Origin of the sequence: Streptosporangium sp. NPDC002721 (genome assembly GCF_042888905.1) — a bacterium.
Classification (GTDB): domain Bacteria; phylum Actinomycetota; class Actinomycetes; order Streptosporangiales; family Streptosporangiaceae; genus Streptosporangium.
Window position 1 is genome coordinate 86,851 of record NZ_JBIAQI010000021.1, and the last position, 18,088, is coordinate 104,938.

Genomic DNA, 18,088 nt, shown 5'->3' on the forward strand with positions numbered 1-18,088 from the left:
AGGAATACGGCAGAAACATGCCGCGGTGGGCCGCAGACCAAACAGAATTTTGGCTTTGCCCGGTCAACCGAGCAATATCTTCGCTGGTAGACGCATCGGCAACCATGCGGACCGCAATCCGGTCCCAGGCTGGGCGCGGTCATTCACCCGCCCTCGGCCTCACTGTCCGACCTGCGGATTCGAGCGACCGCAGCCCATTTCCGCCGTATTGCGGTGGCACCCCCACCAGGCTCACCGGGTGAATCCGGGGCCACCGAACACTCGCCAAATCATATTCGGCCGTTCACCCGCCTGTCATTGATCCCAGAGGCAGGCGGGTTTTGATCACCCTGCATCTCCTGACAGATGGAGGAACTGTGCCGAAATCCGGCCGCTTCGCCTTATCCCTGCTCGTCGTCCTGACGCTGCTGCTCCAAGTGGGTTTCGTCCCGGCCGCGCAGGCCGCCACCACCACGGTCACGCTGGCGATCCCGATACCCGAAGGCACCGACCGGGCCGAGGTCGCCATCTGGGTGAACGAGATCAACGGGCGCAACGACCTGCTCAGCGACACGATCAGGGAGGAGTCCGAAAAGCACCCCGTTAATCTGCCGGGGGCCGTCGTCGACCCGCCTGATTTCGACGGCAGTTTCACCCTCACGAGCGCCGGCCTGTCACTCACGATCGAGTCGGAGGTGGCCGCCACCGATCTGAACTGGTGGGAGCGGGCGATCCTGACCTCCGTCGCCTACGCCGGGGGTGTCATCCTCCGGCTGGCGTGTGTGCTCACCCTGAACTCCACGGGTGTGGGGGCGGTCATCTCCGCGCCCGCCTGCGCGTTCCTCAGCACCGTGATCAGCAACCTGCTCTCCGCGCTGATCCTGCGGTTGCACTCCGGAGAGCTGACCGACGCGGAGTTCTGGAAGCGGGCGGCGATCGTCGCCGTGATGAACGGCCTCGCCCAGGCCGCCTGGGAGGCGTGGCTCGGCCCGTTCTCCGCGGGCACCACCTGGAGCGGCGCCTTCACGAAGATCGGTGGCTACTTCAAGAGCGCCGCGGACTGGTTCAAGAACTGGCCCGCCGTCTCGGCCCTGCTCAACAAGGTCAGCGGCGCGGTGGGCAGCACCCAGGGAAACTCCTTCAACCTGGGCATCTGGAACGAGGCCGTCCGGCGCGGCTGGGTCCGCCCGACGACCGCGCTGCGCGTGATGCCGCTGGGCGACTCCATCACTCACGGCGTCGGCGGTTCCCCCGGCGGCGTCGGTTACCGCGCCCGCCTGTGGAGCCTGCTGCAGGACGACACGAGCGAACTGGACTTCGTCGGCTCCAAGGACTCGGGGCAGGGCTCCATCCCCGACACCGACCACGAGGGGCATCCCCGCTGGTGGATCGACCAAATCGACAGCCTGGCGGCCGACTGCGCGATCAACCGTTACCGGCCCAACGTCGTCGTCCTGCACATCGGGACCAACGACCTGGCCAACGACAGCGACGTCGTCGCGGCCCGCAACCGGCTCGCCAAGCTGGTCCGCAAGATCACCGACCTGTCCCCGACGACGACCGTCCTGGTCTCCAGCCTCGTGCCCTCGACGAACCAGACGGTCAACGCGCGGATCGGGACGTACAACGCCTACCTGCCGACCATCGTCAACACGCTCCGCGCCGAGGGCAGGCGGGTCAGGCTGGTCGGCAACGGCAGTCTCAACCTCACCGCGGCCGACCTGGCGGACTCGCTGCACCCCAACAACAACGGTTATCGCAAGATGGCCGACGCCTACCACGGCGCGATCAACGCCGCGATGGCCGAAGGCCTGATCATGCCCGCACTCCCGGGCGACCCCGGGCCGTGCCGCCCCGATCCGGCCAGCCCTCCGCCGCCGCCCCCCGGCCCGCCGCCGAGCGGCCCCGTCGTCGAGGGCTGGAACTACGTCGGCAAGATCTCCGCGGACGTCGGCGCGACCCGCGACCAGGTCCGCTTCGCCGACGTCAACGGCGACGGCCGCGACGACTACCTCGTGGTCGGCGACCAAGGCCAGGTGAAGGCCTGGTACAACAACCGCGCCGCACAGGGCGGCGGCTGGGACTACGCGGGCGAGATCGCCTCCGGTTCGGCCCCGCGCGACCAGGTCCGCTTCGCCGACGTCAACGGTGACGGCCGCGACGACTACCTCGTGGTCGATGACCAGGGCCGGGTCAGAGCCTGGCTCCGGACCTCGACGGGCTGGACCTCCCAGGGCGAGATCGCGCCGGGCGTCGGCGCGACCCGCGACCAGGTGCGACTGGCCGACGTCGACTTCGACGGCCGGGCCGACTACCTGGTCGTCGACGACCAGGGCAGGGTCAAGGCCTGGCTGAACAACCTCGGCGTCGGCGGCGGGTGGAGCTACCGGGGCGAGATCGCCTCCGGGGTGGGCGCCACTCAGACGCAGGTGCGCTTCTCGGACCTGGACGGCGACGGCCGTGACGACTACCTGGTCGTCCAGGACTGGGGCCAGATCCGCGGCTGGCTCAACGACGTCGGCGGCAGCCGGCCATGGATCTACCAGGGCGACGTCGCCTCCAGCGTCGGCGCGCAACGCACGCAGGTGATCCTGGCCGACGTCAACGGCGACGCCCGCGCCGACTATCTGGTCGTCGGCAACGACGGCAGCGTCTCGGCCTGGCTGAACGAACGCTACGACCGCCCCGACCCCTGGGGCTGGCAGGGCAAGATCGCTTCCGCTGGCGCACCCCGCCACCAGGTCAGATTCGCCGACGTCAACGGCGACGGCCGCGACGACTACCTCGTGGTCGGCAGTCAGGGCCAGGTCAGCGCCTGGCACAACACCGGCTCCACCTGGGCCTGGCAGGGAGAGATCGCCTCGGGCGCCGCGCCCGGCGACCAGATCAGGTTCGCCGACGTCAACGGTGACAACCGCGACGACTACCTGGTGCTGGGCGAGCAGGGCCAGGTCAGGGCGTGGTTCAACACCGAGACGGGCTGGACCTCGCAAGGGGAGATCGCCTCCGGCGCCGGGGCCCGCGACCAGGTCAGATTCGGCGACGTCAACGGTGACGGCCGCGACGACTACCTCGTGGTCGACGCCCAGGGCCGGGTCAGGGCGTGGTTCAACACCGCGGCCGACGGCTGGGTCCACCAGGGCGAGATCGCCTCGGGCGTCGGGGCCGCCGGGAACACCGTGACCTTCGCCGACGTCAACGGCGACCGCCGCGACGACTACCTGGTCATCGGCGACCAGGGGCAGATCCGCGCCTGGGTGAACAACCGGGGCGGCACCGGCTCGCCCTGGCTGTCGCGCGGCGAGATCGCCTCGGGCGTCGGCGCGCCGCGGAGCCAGATCGAACTGGCCGAACTCAACGGCGACCGCCGGGCCGACTACCTCGTCCTCGACGACCAGGGCGGCGTCCGGGCCTGGACCAACAACGGGGCCGCCGGATCCGGCATCGTCATCCCCATGCCGGGCGACCCCGCCCCGCCCATCCCGGGCGACCCCGGGGGCTGGAGCAACGGCGAGGGCGGCGGCGGAGGCCTGCCACTCTGCGTCGCCAACCGGTGCCCCAAGTAGGAAGATCCGCAAAGGTCCCGGCCGTCCGGCCGGGACCGCCTGCTCCCGGGACCGTCCACGACCTACGGCGATGTCGACTCGGCCGGAGCCGGAGTCGGAGCCTGCCGACCCGCCCTGACCTGCCGCACCGGACGCGGCGGCCTCACCGGGAAGGGCTTCCGGGGCGAGACCCAGACGATCACCACCGTCGAGAAGGCCCAGGAGCGCTGCACCCGACAGCTTCATCACCGCCCGACGTGCCGCGATCGTCCCGCCGCCGCCCGGCGGCCATTCCCCGCAGCAACTCGCCGGCCGATGGTGCTGTCGGTCAGCCCGGCTGACGCGCGAGCCAGCACGAACCCCGCCAGGACATCGATCTCGAAGGCGGCAAGATCTTCTTCGCTGTTAGGGGCTCGATGCTCGCGTAGATCTCGTACGACTCCCAGCGCCAACCCACACCTCTCGACTTCACCCGCACCGCCGTCTCATCACTCCTGCGACAAAAACTTCACGGAGAGTGAAGTTACTTCGACATATGGTGATCGATCCAGCAAACGGAAGAAGACGCAGTTCGCAGGCAGCGAGCGTGCAAGCAGAGGAGGGTCCAGTGCCCTCAACTCAAGAACTGTTGTTTACCCGTTCCGGGCACGTCCCGCCATCGATTCGCCCGCCTCATACAGGCAGGTCATCGGCGTATACGCGATGTCAAGGTCGTGTCAACCACGGCCCCCTAGCTTCACCGTCGACAGTGAAGACCTGCCCGAACAGGGAGATCATAATGATCACGTTCATCATCAGCGCCATCATCGTCGGTGCGATCACCGGCGGCCTCGGCCGGCTGCTGCTTCCGGGCCGCCAGGACATCGGGTGGGTTCCCACCATCTTCGCGGGCATCGTGGCCGCCCTCGCCGGTACCGCCATCGCCCACCTGCTGGGCTTCGCGGACAGGGCGTGGCTGACCTTCGTGGTGCAGCTGATCATGGCGGTCATCTGCGTGAGCGTCGTTGCCAACATGCAGGGCAAGAAGGGCACCAGGGCCTGAGCCTCATGTGACGCGGGCCGGAAGGCCCGCCTCCGGGTACGAACGACGCGGGTCCTCGGCCACCGCGCCACATGAGGAGGGTTCTCACCCTTACAGGGGGTGAGGGCCCGCGAGGAGTCCGGAACCGATCAGCGCCCACCGGCGCGAGTCGGAACCGGACTCTCGGCGTATCCGCGCCCGGTATCGGTATAAGGCGCCCGGACCGATCAGGATTCGAGAAGCGCCGCCCCCCGGGCCGCACCTAGCGTGACCACCATGGACATCACCGTTCACGCGATCTTCCTCCCGCATGACGCCCCGGCCGCCCTGACGGCCCGTTCTGGCCGCTCCACGAGCCGAAGCATGAAGAAGCGAACCAGAACGAGCCGTAACGCTTGAAAGCAGGCTGAAGCCGGGCGGAGGCCCTGGTTCTCGCGCCGGGCCCGACCCCGGCCGGTGCCGTCGGCGAGGCGGGCGGCGGGCCGTCGCGGCCCCCTTCCCGATCAAGAGGAAAAACCAGACGTACTGCTCAAAGCTGGTTAGATCGAGCCAGGCGACGCCGACGGAGACCGCGAAGGCGGTCCGCTTAACAGATGGAGACACGATGAGCATGGCCCCGAGGACGGACACGCAGTCGCCTGCGCCGCACGATGCCGACAGCCACGATCTGATCCGCGTGCACGGCGCGCGCGAGAACAACCTCAAGGACGTCAGCGTCGAGATCCCGAAGCGCCGGTTGACGGTGTTCACCGGTGTCTCCGGCTCGGGCAAGAGCTCGCTGGTGTTCGGCACGATCGCCGCGGAGTCGCAGCGGCTGATCAACGAGACCTACAGCGCCTTCGTGCAGGGCTTCATGCCGACGCTGGCGCGGCCCGAGGTCGACGTCCTCGACGGGCTGACGACCGCGATCATCGTCGACCAGCAGCGGATGGGGGCCAACGTCCGCTCCACGGTCGGCACCGCCACCGACGCCAACGCGATGCTGCGCATCCTCTTCAGCCGGCTCGGTCAGCCGCACATCGGCTCTCCCCAGGCCTTCTCCTTCAACGTCCCCACGGTCCGGGCGAGCGGCGCGATCACGGTCGAACGCGGCGCCCGCAAGACCGAGAAGGCGACCTTCACCCGCGTCGGCGGCATGTGCACGCGCTGCGAGGGCCAGGGAACGGTCTCCGACATCGACCTCACCCAGCTCTACGACGACTCCAAGTCGCTCGCCGAGGGCGCGTTCACCATCCCCGGCTGGAAGTCGGACAGCTTCTGGACCGTACGGGTCTACGCCGAGTCGGGCCTCGTCGACCCGGACAAGCCGATCAACAAGTACACCAAGAAGGAGCTGCACGACTTCCTCTACAAGGAGCCGGTCAAGGTGAAGGTCGACGGCGTCAACCTCACCTACGAGGGGCTGATCCCGAAGATCCAGAAGTCGTTCCTGTCCAAGGACCGGGAGGCGATGCAGCCGCACATCCGGGCGTTCGTGGACCGGGCGGTCACCTTCACCGTCTGCCCCGAGTGCGACGGCACCCGGCTCAGCGAGGCGGCCAGGTCGTCGCGGATCGGCGAGATCAACATCGCCGACGCGTGCGCGATGCAGATCAGCGACCTGGCCGAGTGGATCCGCGGCCTCGACGAGCCGTCGGTGGCGCCGCTGCTCGCCGCGCTGCGGCACACCCTCGACTCGTTCGTGGAGATCGGGCTGGGCTACCTCTCGCTCGACCGGTCCTCGGGAACGCTGTCGGGCGGCGAGGCGCAGCGCGTCAAGATGATCCGCCACCTCGGCTCCTCCCTCACCGACGTCACCTACGTCTTCGACGAGCCCACCGTCGGCCTGCACCCCCATGACATCCAGCGGATGAACGGCCTGCTGCTGCGGCTGCGGGACAAGGGCAACACGGTGCTCGTCGTGGAGCACAAGCCGGAGACGATCGTGATCGCCGACCACGTCGTCGACCTCGGCCCCGGCGCCGGTACGGCGGGCGGCACCGTCTGCTTCGAGGGCACCGTCGAGGGGCTGCGGGCCAGCGGCACCGTCACCGGCCGCCATTTCGACGACCGGGCCGCCCTCAAGGAGAAGGTGCGGACGTCCACCGGCGCGCTGGAGATCCGCGGCGCGTCGGCGCACAACCTGCGCGACGTCGACGTCGACATCCCGCTCGGGGTGCTCACCGTGATCACCGGCGTGGCCGGCTCCGGCAAGAGCTCGCTCGTGCACGGGTCGATCCCCGCCGGGGCAGGGGTGGTGTCGATCGACCAGGGCGCGATCCGCGGCTCGCGGCGGAGCAACCCGGCGACCTACACCGGGCTGCTCGACCCGATCCGCAAGGCGTTCGCGAAGGCCAACGGCGTGAAGCCGGCGCTGTTCAGCGCCAACTCCGAGGGGGCCTGCCCCGGCTGCAACGGCGCCGGTGTCATCTACACCGACCTCGCGATGATGGCCGGGGTCGCCACGACCTGCGAGGAGTGCGAGGGGAGGCGGTTCCAGGCCTCGGTGCTTGACTACCGTCTCGGCGGGCGCGACATCAGCGAGGTGCTCTCGATGCCGGTGATCGAGGCGAGGGAGTTCTTCGGCGCGGGCGAGGCGCGCACACCGGCCGCGCACGCCATCCTCGACCGGCTCGCCGACGTCGGGCTCGGCTACCTCAGCCTCGGCCAGCCGCTCACCACGCTGTCCGGCGGCGAGCGGCAGCGGCTCAAGCTGGCCACCCACATGGCCGAGAAGGGCGGCGTCTACGTCCTCGACGAGCCGACCACCGGTCTCCACCTCGCCGACGTCGAGCAGCTGCTCGGCCTGCTCGACCGGCTCGTCGACTCCGGCAAGTCGGTCATCGTCATCGAGCACCACCAGGCGGTCATGGCGCACGCCGACTGGATCATCGACCTCGGTCCCGGCGCGGGCCACGACGGCGGCCGTGTCGTCTTCGAGGGCACGCCCGCCGACCTCGTCGCCGCCCGCTCCACCCTCACCGGCGAGCACCTCGCGGCCTACGTCGGCGCCTGACAGAGGCACCCGCCTGAGCACCCGCGGGACGACCCCGCGGGTGCCCGCCGGGCCGGCGTCCTGGTACGGGACGTCCTCGTACGGGACAGCGGGGCGCCCCGGCGGGGCGCGGGGGAGAGAGCGCGGGGTGCGGGCGCCCTGGTCTTGGCTTCGCTTCCAACCCGGTGACAGGTACCGATTCACCGCTTGTCCGGCGTCTCCTTCCCAGGTGTGCACGCCTCTTCACGGTGCTGGAACGAATCGGGAATGACGGCTGGTTCCCACTGCCCGACCAAGGCCCTGGATCTTCCGCAGTGGCCAAGAGCACACACCCTCCCTGACACCGCCGACCGCGCCGCGTTCACACGGAGGTGTCCGGCGCCGCCGGACAGCACCCCTGACCTGGCGGGAAGGAGAAACCGACGACCAGAGCGTCCGGCCCCCCTGGCCGGACAGTCGGAGGGGATCACAGGGTGGCGGTACATCACATCCCCTCTCCTGGGAGCTCCCATGCGCGCTCGCACACCCGCCCTGGTCCTCATCACCGCCGCACTGCTCACCACGATCTCCTCCGCACCGACGCACGCCTCCTCCGACAAAGCGGGGCGGGTCACCTGCGCCGGACTCAGTTGCACGTTCTACTTCTCCACCCGGACGACGGCCGCCATGAAAAGGGCCGCCGGCCGGTCCGACTGGCTGGCCGGCCCGACGTCCGACATCATCTGCCTGCGCATCCCCAACAGGTTCGTCGCGCTGGCCTGCGCGGGGGCGCTGCTGCTGCCGTACGACAAGGCCAAGAGCCGGCTTTCCGAGGCGTCCGCGATGGGCGGCTGTCACTGCCGGAGGGGCTGGACACGCGCGAGGCGTGGGACGAGGCGTACGAACGGCTGCGCCGCCAGAGCGAGGAGTTCGAGTACGCGCGGGCGGCGCTGCGCACCAGCGGGCGGCCGCAGTCCTCCGGCCCGTGCCCGTATCGCGGGCTGGAGGCGTTCGGTGCGGCCGACGCCGACCTGTTCTTCGGGCGGGACGCCATGACCGCCGAACTCCTCGACCGGACCGGCGAAGGGGGGCTGCTGGTGGTGACCGGTCCGTCGGGGGCGGGCAAGTCGTCGCTGGTCCGGGCCGGGCTGATCGCCTCGCTCACCCGGCTGCACGGCATCGAACCCGTACTGACACGGCCCGGCCCCGAACCGGTCGCCACCCTGTTGCGGCGGCTGGCGCGGGGGGGCCCGACCGCGCCGATCATCGTCGACCAGTTCGAGGAGCTGTTCACCGCCTGCCCCGACGAGGCGAAACGGGTCCAGTTCGTCGACCTGCTGACCACGCTGGAGGCCGACGGCCGGCCGGTGATCGTGGTGGTGCGCGCGGACTTCTTCGGCCACTGCACCCGCCACCCCGCCCTCGTCCCCGCCTTGCGCCGCCCCCTGGTCGTCACGCCGATGAACCGGGACGGATTACGCGAAGCCATCGAAGGACCCGCCAGGACAACCGGCCTGACCTTCCAGGAAGGCCTGGTCGACCTGCTGATGGAGGACCCGAGCAGCGGTACGGCCGAAGCCGAACCGGCCGGCGTGCTGCCCCTGCTGTCGCACGCCCTGCGCGAGACGTGGGACCACCGGCAGGGCGCGACCCTGACCCTGGCCGGCTACCGGCGGACCGGCGGCATCATGCGCTCCCTCGCCCAGAGCGCCGACACCGCCTTCGACGCGCTCGACGCCGACGAACAGCGGGCCCCCAGGGACCTGCTGACCCGGCTGGTCCGCCTGGGCAGCGACGGCCCCGACACCGCGCGCAAACTGCCGCTGGAGGAGACGACCGGCACCGGGCGGGTGCTCGACCATTTCGTCCGGGCCCGGCTGGTGACCGTCGACGCCGACTCCGTCCAGTTCACTCATGAGGCGCTCATCCGGAGCTGGCCGCCGCTGCACGGGTGGATCGAGGAGGACAGGACCGGGCTGCTGGCGGTGCAGCAGCTGGAGGTCGACGCCCGGCTGTGGGACCGACGGCAGCGCGGCGCGGCTTACCTGTACCGGGGTGAGCGGCTGGCGCGGCTGGCGAACCTGCGCGACGCGGGCCAGCCGATCTCCGCGACCGCTTCGGGCTTCCTCGCCGCCGGGCTCCGATCGGACCGCCGGGCCAGGTGGACGCGACGGGCTCTGGTGAGCCTGCTGGTCACGTCACTGGTGGCCACGTCCACCGCCGCCCTCCTGGCCGCCGCCGCCCGCAACGCGATCGACGCGCAGCGCGACACCGCGCTGTCGCGGCAGCTGTCGGCGCAGAGCGCGCTGACCACCAACGATCCGCCCCTGTCCGCGATGTCCTGGCGGATTGGCCCGACGGACGAGGCGCGCGCGAGCCTGCTGAACGTCCTGGCCAACCCGGGCCGCGCGGTCCTGACCGGCCACGCCGGCGGGTCGTTCGCGGTGGCCTTCAACCACGACGGCACCCTCTTGGCCGGCGGCGGGCTGGGCGGCGACGTCCACCTGTGGGACGCGCGGACCGGACGCGCCGCCCGCGCCCCGCTCAACGTGGGCGACGAGACCACCATCGTGCTGTCCGTGGCGTTCAGGCGCCTTGATCGCCGCGCACGCGTCGGAGGTGTCGTCGCTGGCCTACAGCCGGGATGGCACCCGCCTGGTGAGCGGCGGATACGACTCGCTGGTCAAAGTGTGGGACGTCGCCTTGTCCCCGGACGCCTTCACCTCCGTCTGCGCGATGCTCGGCCGCGAGGTGACCCCGGCCGAATGGGCCCAGTACGTGCCCGGCCTGCCGTACGAGCCGGTCTGCGCCAAGCGCTAGCGCTCGGCGTCGACGACGGCGCGGATGACCGGGTCGCGATCCAGCGCCGGCTGCACGAGGGGGCGCAGCGCGAACGCGTCGGCCGTGCTGAGGAGGTGGTTGGAGCGGGGTGAGGTCGGCGCAGCGCAGGAGCAGCTGCCGATCGAGGGTGGCGCGGTTGAGGGCGCGGCGGGTCAAGGTCTGCATGACGGTACTCCCGAAAGTCTGCATGACGGTACTCCCGAAAGTTCGAACCCGGGTGCGCGCGGCGAAATGCCCGCCGCGCGCACCCGCTCGACACGGTTCAGCGCAGCCGGCGAAAGAAGCCGCGGATGTCGTCGACCAGCAGGCCGGGCACGTCATGTGCGGCGAAGTGGCTGCCGGTGTCGTAGACGTTCCAGGACACGATGTTCTTGTGGTCGCGTTCGGCGAACGGCCGGATCGACTGGAAGTCCCAGGCGAAGTTCGCCAGCCCGAGCGGCACGGTAGTGGGCTCGGCCGGTCTGCCGGCGGCGTGGAAGTCCTCGTAGTACAGGCGTGCGGCCGAGGCGGCGGTGTTGGTGAGCCAGTAGATCATGGTGTTGGTCAGCACATAGTCCGCATCAAGGTTCGGGCCGAGCAGCTGCGCGTTCCAGCCCAGTTGTCCCACCGGCGAGTCGGCCAGCGCGTGGGCCAGGGTCTGCGGCGCAGTGGACTGCAGCTTGTCGTAGGCGCCGCCGTTGTCCGTCCACCACCGCAGGAACTGGACCTTTTTCTGGTCCTCCTGCGACAGGCCGGCCAGCTCGGCCGGGTCGCCGGAGGGGAAGGAGAAGATCTGGGTGACGTGCACGCCGATGACGTGCTCGGGGTCGTGACGGCCCACCTCGGGTGAGAGGTGTGAGCCGCAGTCGTTGCCGTGCGCGCCGTAACGCGCGTAGCCGAGGCGGCGCATCAGCTCGGCCCACGCCCTGGCGATCCGGTACCGGTCCCAGCCCCGCTCGGTGGTGGGACCGGAGAAGCCGAACCCGGGGATGGACGGGATCACCAGGTGGAAGGCGTCGGCCGCATCGCCGCCGTGGGCTCGCGGATCGCTCAGCGGGCCGATGACATCGAGGTACTCCACGACGGTGGTCGGCCAGCCGTGCGTGAGCAGCAGCGGGGTGGCGTCCGGCTCGGGTGAGCGGACGTGCAGGAAGTGCACGTTCTGCCCGTCGATGGTGGTGGTGTACTGGGGGTGGGAATTGAGTTTCGCCTCCCACGCGCGCCAGTCGTAGCCGTCGCGCCACCGCCGCACCAGGCCCTGCACGTACCGCAGCGGCACGCCGTAGTCGTCGCCGGCCTCGGGCAGCTCGCCGCTCCAGCGGACCCGGGCCAGGCGCTCGGCCAGGTCCTCCAGGTCGGCTTGCGGGATGTCGATACGGAAATCACGGATCTCGGCCGTGTCGATCTCGGTCATGGCGTCGACCCTGCCGGACCATTAGGACGACTCCGCTCCTAATGGTCCGCCATGCTGAAGGAATGTTGGACACCTCGGCCCGCCTCCTGCGGCTGCTCTCCCACCTGCAGACCCCGCGCGAGTGGACCGGCGCCGAACTCGCCGAGCGCCTCGCGGTGAGCGGGCGGACCGTACGGGCCGACGTGCAGCGCCTGCGCAACCTCGGCTACCCGGTGCTGGCCACCCGCGGTTCCGCCGGCGGCTACCGGCTCGGCGCCGGTGCCGTGCTGCCGCCGTTGCTGCTCGACGACGAGGAGGCGGTCGCCGTCACCGTCGGCCTGCGGACCGCGACCGGCGGCGCCATCACAGGAATCGAGGAGGCGTCGTTACGGGCGCTGGCGAAGCTGGAGCAGGTGCTGCCGTCGCGGCTGCGGCGCCGGGTCAACACCCTGCAGGCCTACACGGTGCCGGTGCCCCGCGGCGACACCGGCCCCGGCGCCGACCCGGCGGTCCTGACCACGCTGAGCGCGCTCTGCCGCGACCGGGAACGGCTGCGCTTGGACTACCGCGACCACGCCGGCGCGGCCACCGTGCGCACGGTCGAGCCGTACCGGCTCGTCATCTGGGGCCGCCGCTGGTACCTGCTGGCCTGGGACGTCGAGCGGAGCGACTGGCGCACCTTCCGCGTCGACCGGATCCGGCCCCGCACCCCGACCGGCCCCCGCTTCACCCCACGGGACCTGCCCGACGACGACGTCGCCGCCTACGTCTCCGGCCGGGTGTCCGCCGCCGCCTGGCGCTACCGGGCCAAGGTCACCGTGCACGCGCCCGCCGAGGTCATCGCCGATCGCATCGGCCCGGCGGCCGGCACGGTCGAACGCCTCGACGACCGCACCTGCGTCCTGCACACCGGCGCCGACACGATCGAGACCCTCGCCGTCCATCTGGGCCTGCTCGACGCGGACCTCGACGTCACCGGGCCACCGGAACTCCTCACGCACCTGCGCCGGCTCGCCCACCGATACCTCCGCGCGACCACGTCATCCGCACCCGAATGATCCAGCCGGGTGAGCGCCCGTCGCCGCATGAAAGGGCTGAGCCCCCACCGATCCATCCACCCGCGCGGGCCGACCGGCAGCCTTCAAGTCTTCGCCGCGGCCGGCTGGATCCGGGCGGCGGCGTCCTTGTCCCAGGGAGTTTCGCTCATGTCCTTGGGCGTAGCCCGACGCGGAAGGGGCGGCGGTGACAGGCCTGGTCAGCCCTGTCCCGCCAGGGGGACGGTCGTGCGGAGCGCGCCGTCGTAGCTGCGCGCGCCGGAGAACGCACCGGTGACCTCGGCCAGTCCGTCGAGCACCGTGACCGCCCGCGCCCGGGTCGCGGCGTCCAGGTTGCGGGCGAGCGTCACATGCGGGAGCCACCGTCCCGGCGCGTGCAGCGGGTTGCCGCCGCGGGAGCCGCCCAGCACCCGCCACACCCCCGCGTGTACGGCCAGCAGCCGGGCCTGCGGCACCACGCCCCAGGCGAGCACCCGCGCCCGGCCGGCGAACAGCAGCAGCGGCCCCAGCCTGACCGGCACCGGCAGGTCAGCGAAGGTCTCGGCGAACGCGGCCGGCGCGTCGGGCGGCAGCCGTTCGCAGACCGCCAGCGTCAGATGGGGGCGGGTTGGTCGGGTGCGGGTGCCGGGCCTGGCTGGGCAGTCCCTCGGCCGCCAGCCGGTCCCAGACCGCGCGCACCGCCGAGTCGAGCATGTCGTCACAGGTCAGCTCGATGGTGTGCATCCGGCAACGGTAACCGGTCCGCAGATCGGCGCGTCCGCTTCCTCCTCGGCCGTCTTCCTGCGCCTGCCGGCTCGGCCGCGACCGCCCGCGGCTTCCGGCCAGGAGCCGGGATGCCGCTGTCGACGAGCTCCAGGAGGTCGTCGACAGCGGTCGCAGGCGGAGGCCCGGCGAGCGGGCGGGCGGGGAGACCTCCAGGGGCGCGACCTCGACCGGCCGCCGGACAGTACGAGGGGTCACCCGACGCGATCGAGCGACCCCTCGGAGCATCGCGCGGTGGCCGTTCCACGTCGGGAATCACCCGCTACCGGGTTGAAAGCGAAGCCAAGGCGGCGGGGTGCGGGTGTTCACCGCCGGGTGTGAGAGGCCCGTCTCTCCCGCAGGATCGCCGCGCTCCGGTGGCACCAGTCCCGGTTGCCCTGCTCGAAGGCGAGACCGCGCAGGCAGGTCAGGTAGGGGCCGACGCGCTCGTCGTCACGCAGGAACTCCTCCTCGCTCCGGTCGCCGCGCATCTTCCGCAGCAGGCCGCCGAACAGTTCGATCTTGGCGTCGGCGAAGGCGGCCCGTTCCATGAGCTGGGCGATCACCTCGTCGGTGTCGACGTGGTCGACGGCCTGGATCTTGACGAGAAGGTCGTCCCGGATGAAGGAGGGCTTGTTGGCGGTCACCGCGAACCGTTCCAGCTCGGCCAGCCCGCTCCCGGTGACCTTGAACAGGCGCTTGTTGGGCCGGGAGTCCTGGATCACCTCCCGGCCGGTGACCAGCCCTTCCCTCTCCAGCTTGGCCAGCTCGGCGTACAGCTGCTGGGGGAGGGCGTGCCAGAAGTTCGCCACGCCCAGGTCGAACGCCTTGGCCAGCTGGTAGCCGCTGAGCTCCTCGTCCAGCAGCGCCGCCAGCACGGCGTGTCGCAACGCCATCGAGACGCCCCCTCTTGCCCGGTGAGTGTCTGGTGGGTGTCTTCCCCTGTGAGTACCCATCATGATAGTCAATAAAGTGACTAATCACTTTATTGACTACAGGGATATGGCCATGACCACCGCAGACCTCTTCCGGGCCGCCGTCGAGCGTCGTGACCTCGCCGCGCTGGGCGACCTGTTCACCGACGACATCCGTCTGTACAGCCCGGTGAAGTTCACCCCCTTCGAGGGCAAACCCATGGTCCTGGGCCTCTTCGGCGTCCTGCTGCGCACCTTCGAGGACGACTTCCGCTACATCGGGCAGCTCGACGGCACCGCGCGGACCAGCGCGGACGGCACCGAGGCCCCGTCGATCGTCCTGCTGTTCCGGGCCACCGTGGGCGGCAAGCAGATCCACGGCATGGATCTCCTCCAGCTCGACGAGGCCGGCCTGATCAGGGAGTTCACCGTGATGGTCCGCCCGCGGTCCGCGGTCCACGCCCTGGGTGAGGCGGTCCTCGCCGGTCTCGTCGCCGACGGCCTCGCCCCGGCCGAGCGCTGAACCCGTCCCGGGCGACCGCTGAGCCCGTCCCGTACGACCGGCTGAGTCCGTTCCGGTCGACCGCCGAGACCGTACGACGCGCCGGCCGGCGCTCCCGCACCGGGGGACGGCCCTCGGGCCACCCGGCGGCCGACGCCGACCTGACGTCGGCCCCGAGAGGCCCCTTCCGGTCCGCGCGATGCCCCCGGCATGCCGGCCGAACGGGTACCCCTGTCACGGGTGGTGGCCGAAGGTGGAGCCGGTGGGGGTCGAGCCCGGTGCCGCTCCGGGAGGCGGAACCCGGCGCGGCGCCCCCCGGCGGCGCAGGGCCGCCGCCGCCCCGAGGGCGAGGGCGGCGTATCCGCAGGTCACGGCCAAACCTGCCCACGGCGGGAGCGGGTAGTGGCCCCCGAGCGGCGACAGGACCACGTGCGCGAACGTGGGGACGCTCTGCGTGATCGCGAACCCGGCGGCGGGGGTGATCGTCAGCAGCCATGGCGCCAGGCCCGCGGTCGCCAGCAGGTGGGGCACGACGACCAGCGCGACGGCCAGCCCGATGGCGACGACGGCCCGCCTGACCAGCGCGGCGAGGCCGAGAGCCAGTACGGCGGCGGCCGCGGTCAGCGCCGCGTAGCCGACGATCACCCGCAGCCCGGTACCCGGGGTGATCGGCTGGATCGGGTTCTGGTTGACGCGCAACATCGCCAGGCCGACGGGGACCACGACCGCCGAGGCCGCCAACCCCGTCACGAACGCGACCGCGCCGATCACCACGGCCCTGGCCGCCAGGCCGGTCCCGGTCGGCCCGCGCCGGTGATCCGCCCTGAGGAACACGCCGCGCCGATGATCCGACGTGAGGAACACGACCGCCGCCACGAGTACCGGGATCAGCCCCACCCCTCCGCCGGCCAGCACGAGGTCGGCGCGCAGACCGCCGTCCACCGTGGCGGGCCCGATGTCCCCGCTCCCGGTGATGAGGAACCTGCCGCCGGACTCGACGACCTCGCCCGGGTGATGCGGGGTCCTGCCGTCCTCCTTCATCGTGACGCCGACGTCGTCGCGCCGCCACGAACCGTTCGCGCCCCGCAGCGTGACCTGGTCGAAGGTGGCGGTGGCCTGGGCGAAGGCCTCCGCCATCTCCCACAGGGCGCCCGGCGAGGTGGTGAAGAGCCCGATCTCGACCGTCTCCGGCAGTCCGGTCGGCTCGACCGTGCCGACCTCGGTCCACGTCCTGCCGTCGCCTGACTCGTGGCCGGTGAGAGTGTCGCCCGATCTGGTGAGCCGCAGCCACACGGGCCCCCTCACGGCGCCGCCGGCCACGTCGTGGATGAAATCGTGCTGCATCCGCACGCCATGGCCGCCGGTGATCATGACGGCGGCGTACGGCGTGCCCTGCGTGAGGCTCTGCCTGACCAGGAGCCCGGCCTTCGCCCAGGGCACCACCCCCTTCTTGACATTGCGCACCCCCGGTACGGCGTCCGGCTGCCGCATCTACGGGGACGAGATCTGCCGGCGGCTGGCCCACGACCGCCGCGAGGTCCGCGTGCTGATGCTCACCGCCTCCGGCACGATCGAGGACCGCGTCGACGGGCTCGGCCTCGGCGCAGACGACTACCTGCCCAAGCCGTTCGCGTTCGCCGAGCTGGTCGCCCGCGTGCGCGCCCTGGCCCGCCGCGCCGGCCCGCCGTTGCCGCCCACCCTGGCGTACGGGGACATCTCCCTCGATCCGGCCCGCCGTGCCGCGTTCCGGGCCGGCCGGCGCCTTGAGCTGAGCCCCAGGGAGTTCGCCCTGCTCGAATGCCTGCTCGCCGTACCCGGCCTGGTCATCTCCGCCGAGGAACTGCTCGAACGCGTCTGGGACGAGGCCGCCGACCCCTTCAGCAGTGCCGTCAAGCACACCGTGCACCGGTTGCGGGCCAAGCTCGGCGACCCGCCCGTGATCGAGACCGTTCGCGAGGGCGGCTACCGCATCGGACCGTCATGACCTCACGGAAGCTCGCCAGAAGGTCCCTGCGGACGCGCCTCGCGCTCGCCTACGCGGCGGGCGTCTACGCCGCGGGGGTCTTCGTGGTCGTGTTCGTCGCCGTCCCGCTCGCCGGTGTCGACGCGACCGTCCCCGAAGGCCGGCCCTCGTCGCGCGTGGTCGCCGAGACCGGGTCCGGGGTCAGCCTGCCCAGGCTTCTCACGGGGTCCGCCGTCGCCCTGGTCGTCCTGATCCCCGTAGCCCTGGCCCTCGGCTGGTTCGTCGCCGGCCGGTTCCTGCGCCCGCTGCGCGCCATCACCGCCACCGCCGGAATCATCTCCGCCGGAAACCTCCACCGGCGCCTCGACCTCGGCGAGCCCACGGACGAGCTGACCGAACTCGGCCACACCCTCGACGATCTGTTCGCCCGCCTGCAGGCCTCCTTCGACGCCCAGCGCCACTTCGTCGCCAACGCCTCCCACGAGCTGCGCACCCCGCTCGCCGGCCTGCGTACCCTCCTCGAGGTCACCCTCGCCGACCCCGACGCCGACGTCGAGGCCCTGCGCTCGGCCTGCCAGGAGGCCCTCGTCCTGGGCGAACACCAGGAGCGGCTCGTCCTGGCACTGCTCGCCCTCGCCACCGGCGAGCGCGGGCTCACCCGCCGGCACTCCTTCGACCTCGCCCACGTCGTCGAAGGGGTGCTCGCCCCCCGCCGCGAACGGGCGAAGGAGAGGGGCATCGACCTCGCCGAACACCTCACGCCCGCGGTGACGACCGGGGACCCGGGACTGGTGGAAAGCCTCGTCGCCAACCTCGTCGACAACGCCGTCCGCCACAACCACGCGGACGGACATGTGAGGGTCACCACTCAGACCTCCGGCACGGGGGTGACCCTCACGGTCACCAACAGCGGGCCGGTCATCCCCGGCGACCAGATCCAACGCCTCCTTCAGCCCTTCCAGAGACTCGCGCCCGCACGTCACGGCCGCCGCGACGGCTACGGCCTCGGCCTCGCCATCGTCAACGCCGTCACGCACGCCCACCGCGCCACCCTGACCATCGGCGCACGCCCCGAAGGTGGCCTGTCCGTCACCGTACGGTTCGCGCACGGATCCCATCCGAACCACCCCTGACGTCACCGGTCCCGTCACCGACGGCCTCGCCCCGGTTCCGGCCGGGTACCGGAGCGCCCGCGGTTCCGG

General features: G+C 71.3%; 13 protein-coding genes and 2 pseudogenes. 10 read left to right on the top strand and 5 right to left on the bottom strand.

What is annotated here, in order from left to right:
* The first annotated feature begins 356 nt into the window (after positions 1–356).
* The 6 genes and pseudogenes from ACFYWM_RS28835 to ACFYWM_RS28860 all read left to right on the top strand — a co-directional run bounded on the left by ACFYWM_RS28835 (position 357) and on the right by ACFYWM_RS28860 (position 10,318).
* Positions 357–3,545 (top strand): FG-GAP-like repeat-containing protein, encoded by a 3,189-nt coding sequence (locus tag ACFYWM_RS28835; RefSeq protein ID WP_389919633.1) that lies wholly within the window; start codon positions 357–359, stop codon positions 3,543–3,545.
* Between the two features lie 757 nt (positions 3,546–4,302).
* Positions 4,303–4,566 (top strand): GlsB/YeaQ/YmgE family stress response membrane protein, encoded by a 264-nt coding sequence (locus ACFYWM_RS28840; protein WP_389919635.1) that lies wholly within the window; start codon positions 4,303–4,305, stop codon positions 4,564–4,566.
* Between the two features lie 583 nt (positions 4,567–5,149).
* On the top strand, positions 5,150–7,540 hold the full coding sequence (locus ACFYWM_RS28845) for an ATP-binding cassette domain-containing protein (protein WP_389919637.1): 2,391 nt from the start codon (positions 5,150–5,152) through the stop codon (positions 7,538–7,540).
* Positions 7,541–8,029: 489 nt separating this feature from the next.
* Positions 8,030–8,554, top strand: a complete 525-nt coding sequence (locus ACFYWM_RS28850) for a hypothetical protein (RefSeq protein ID WP_389919898.1) — start codon at positions 8,030–8,032, stop codon at positions 8,552–8,554.
* Positions 8,530–9,471, top strand: a pseudogene (locus ACFYWM_RS28855) (ATP-binding protein); the annotation flags it as partial. The gene ACFYWM_RS28850 and the pseudogene ACFYWM_RS28855, both read left to right, overlap by 25 nt.
* A 646-nt stretch (positions 9,472–10,117) precedes the next feature.
* Positions 10,118–10,318 (top strand): hypothetical protein, encoded by a 201-nt coding sequence (locus tag ACFYWM_RS28860; RefSeq protein WP_389919882.1) that lies wholly within the window; start codon positions 10,118–10,120, stop codon positions 10,316–10,318.
* A 283-nt stretch (positions 10,319–10,601) separates the two neighbouring features.
* Here the strand turns inward: ACFYWM_RS28860 and ACFYWM_RS28865 are convergent, their stop codons facing one another.
* A complete protein-coding gene (locus tag ACFYWM_RS28865) occupies positions 10,602–11,732 on the bottom strand; it encodes an epoxide hydrolase family protein (protein ID WP_389919639.1) in 1,131 nt (376 codons plus the stop codon).
* 62 nt (positions 11,733–11,794) lie between these two features.
* Between ACFYWM_RS28865 and ACFYWM_RS28870 the strand changes: the two genes are divergently transcribed.
* A complete protein-coding gene (locus tag ACFYWM_RS28870) occupies positions 11,795–12,769 on the top strand; it encodes a helix-turn-helix transcriptional regulator (protein WP_389919641.1) in 975 nt (324 codons plus the stop codon).
* A 197-nt stretch (positions 12,770–12,966) separates the two neighbouring features.
* Here ACFYWM_RS28870 and ACFYWM_RS28875 read toward each other — a convergent pair whose 3' ends face one another.
* The 3 genes from ACFYWM_RS28875 to ACFYWM_RS28885 form a co-directional block, all read right to left on the bottom strand.
* Positions 12,967–13,362 (bottom strand): 2'-5' RNA ligase family protein, encoded by a 396-nt coding sequence (locus ACFYWM_RS28875; protein WP_389919883.1) that lies wholly within the window; start codon positions 13,360–13,362, stop codon positions 12,967–12,969.
* Entirely contained in the window at positions 13,295–13,489 is a 195-nt protein-coding gene (locus ACFYWM_RS28880; RefSeq protein ID WP_389919900.1) for a hypothetical protein, read from the bottom strand. The genes ACFYWM_RS28875 and ACFYWM_RS28880 overlap by 68 nt, the downstream gene beginning before the upstream one ends.
* A gap of 344 nt (positions 13,490–13,833) precedes the next feature.
* Complete coding sequence (locus tag ACFYWM_RS28885; RefSeq protein ID WP_389919643.1) at positions 13,834–14,403, bottom strand: PadR family transcriptional regulator; 570 nt, start codon at positions 14,401–14,403, stop codon at positions 13,834–13,836.
* A 112-nt stretch (positions 14,404–14,515) separates the two neighbouring features.
* Between ACFYWM_RS28885 and ACFYWM_RS28890 the strand changes: the two genes are divergently transcribed.
* Positions 14,516–14,944 carry a nuclear transport factor 2 family protein gene (locus ACFYWM_RS28890; protein WP_389919646.1) on the top strand — a complete coding sequence of 143 codons (429 nt, stop codon included), beginning with the start codon at positions 14,516–14,518 and terminating at the stop codon, positions 14,942–14,944.
* 213 nt (positions 14,945–15,157) lie between these two features.
* Here the strand turns inward: ACFYWM_RS28890 and ACFYWM_RS28895 are convergent, their stop codons facing one another.
* On the bottom strand, positions 15,158–16,387 hold the full coding sequence (locus ACFYWM_RS28895; protein ID WP_389919648.1) for a hypothetical protein: 1,230 nt from the start codon (positions 16,385–16,387) through the stop codon (positions 15,158–15,160).
* Positions 16,388–16,412: 25 nt separating this feature from the next.
* Between ACFYWM_RS28895 and ACFYWM_RS28900 the strand changes: the two are divergent.
* Together ACFYWM_RS28900 and ACFYWM_RS28905 are read left to right on the top strand one after the other, a co-directional pair.
* A pseudogene (locus ACFYWM_RS28900) lies at positions 16,413–16,907 on the top strand (response regulator transcription factor); the annotation flags it as partial.
* The gene (locus ACFYWM_RS28905) at positions 16,904–18,019 is read left to right on the top strand and encodes a sensor histidine kinase (RefSeq protein ID WP_389919651.1); all 1,116 of its coding nucleotides are present in this window, start codon (positions 16,904–16,906) and stop codon (positions 18,017–18,019) included. The pseudogene ACFYWM_RS28900 and the gene ACFYWM_RS28905, both read left to right, overlap by 4 nt.
* Positions 18,020–18,088: the final 69 nt, after the last annotated feature.

What these genes read in the sequence shown, in the direction of transcription:
- ACFYWM_RS28840 (WP_389919635.1), top strand. Translation starts at nt 4,303, where the DNA reads ATGATCACGTTCATCATCAGCGCCATCATCGTCGGTGCGATCACCGGC.
- ACFYWM_RS28845 (WP_389919637.1), top strand. Translation starts at nt 5,150, where the DNA reads ATGAGCATGGCCCCGAGGACGGACACGCAGTCGCCTGCGCCGCACGAT.
- ACFYWM_RS28850 (WP_389919898.1), top strand. Translation starts at nt 8,030, where the DNA reads ATGCGCGCTCGCACACCCGCCCTGGTCCTCATCACCGCCGCACTGCTC.
- ACFYWM_RS28865 (WP_389919639.1), bottom strand. Translation starts at nt 11,732, where the DNA reads ATGACCGAGATCGACACGGCCGAGATCCGTGATTTCCGTATCGACATC.
- ACFYWM_RS28870 (WP_389919641.1), top strand. Translation starts at nt 11,795, where the DNA reads ATGTTGGACACCTCGGCCCGCCTCCTGCGGCTGCTCTCCCACCTGCAG.
- ACFYWM_RS28880 (WP_389919900.1), bottom strand. Translation starts at nt 13,489, where the DNA reads ATGCACACCATCGAGCTGACCTGTGACGACATGCTCGACTCGGCGGTG.
- ACFYWM_RS28885 (WP_389919643.1), bottom strand. Translation starts at nt 14,403, where the DNA reads ATGGCGTTGCGACACGCCGTGCTGGCGGCGCTGCTGGACGAGGAGCTC.
- ACFYWM_RS28890 (WP_389919646.1), top strand. Translation starts at nt 14,516, where the DNA reads ATGACCACCGCAGACCTCTTCCGGGCCGCCGTCGAGCGTCGTGACCTC.
- ACFYWM_RS28905 (WP_389919651.1), top strand. Translation starts at nt 16,904, where the DNA reads ATGACCTCACGGAAGCTCGCCAGAAGGTCCCTGCGGACGCGCCTCGCG.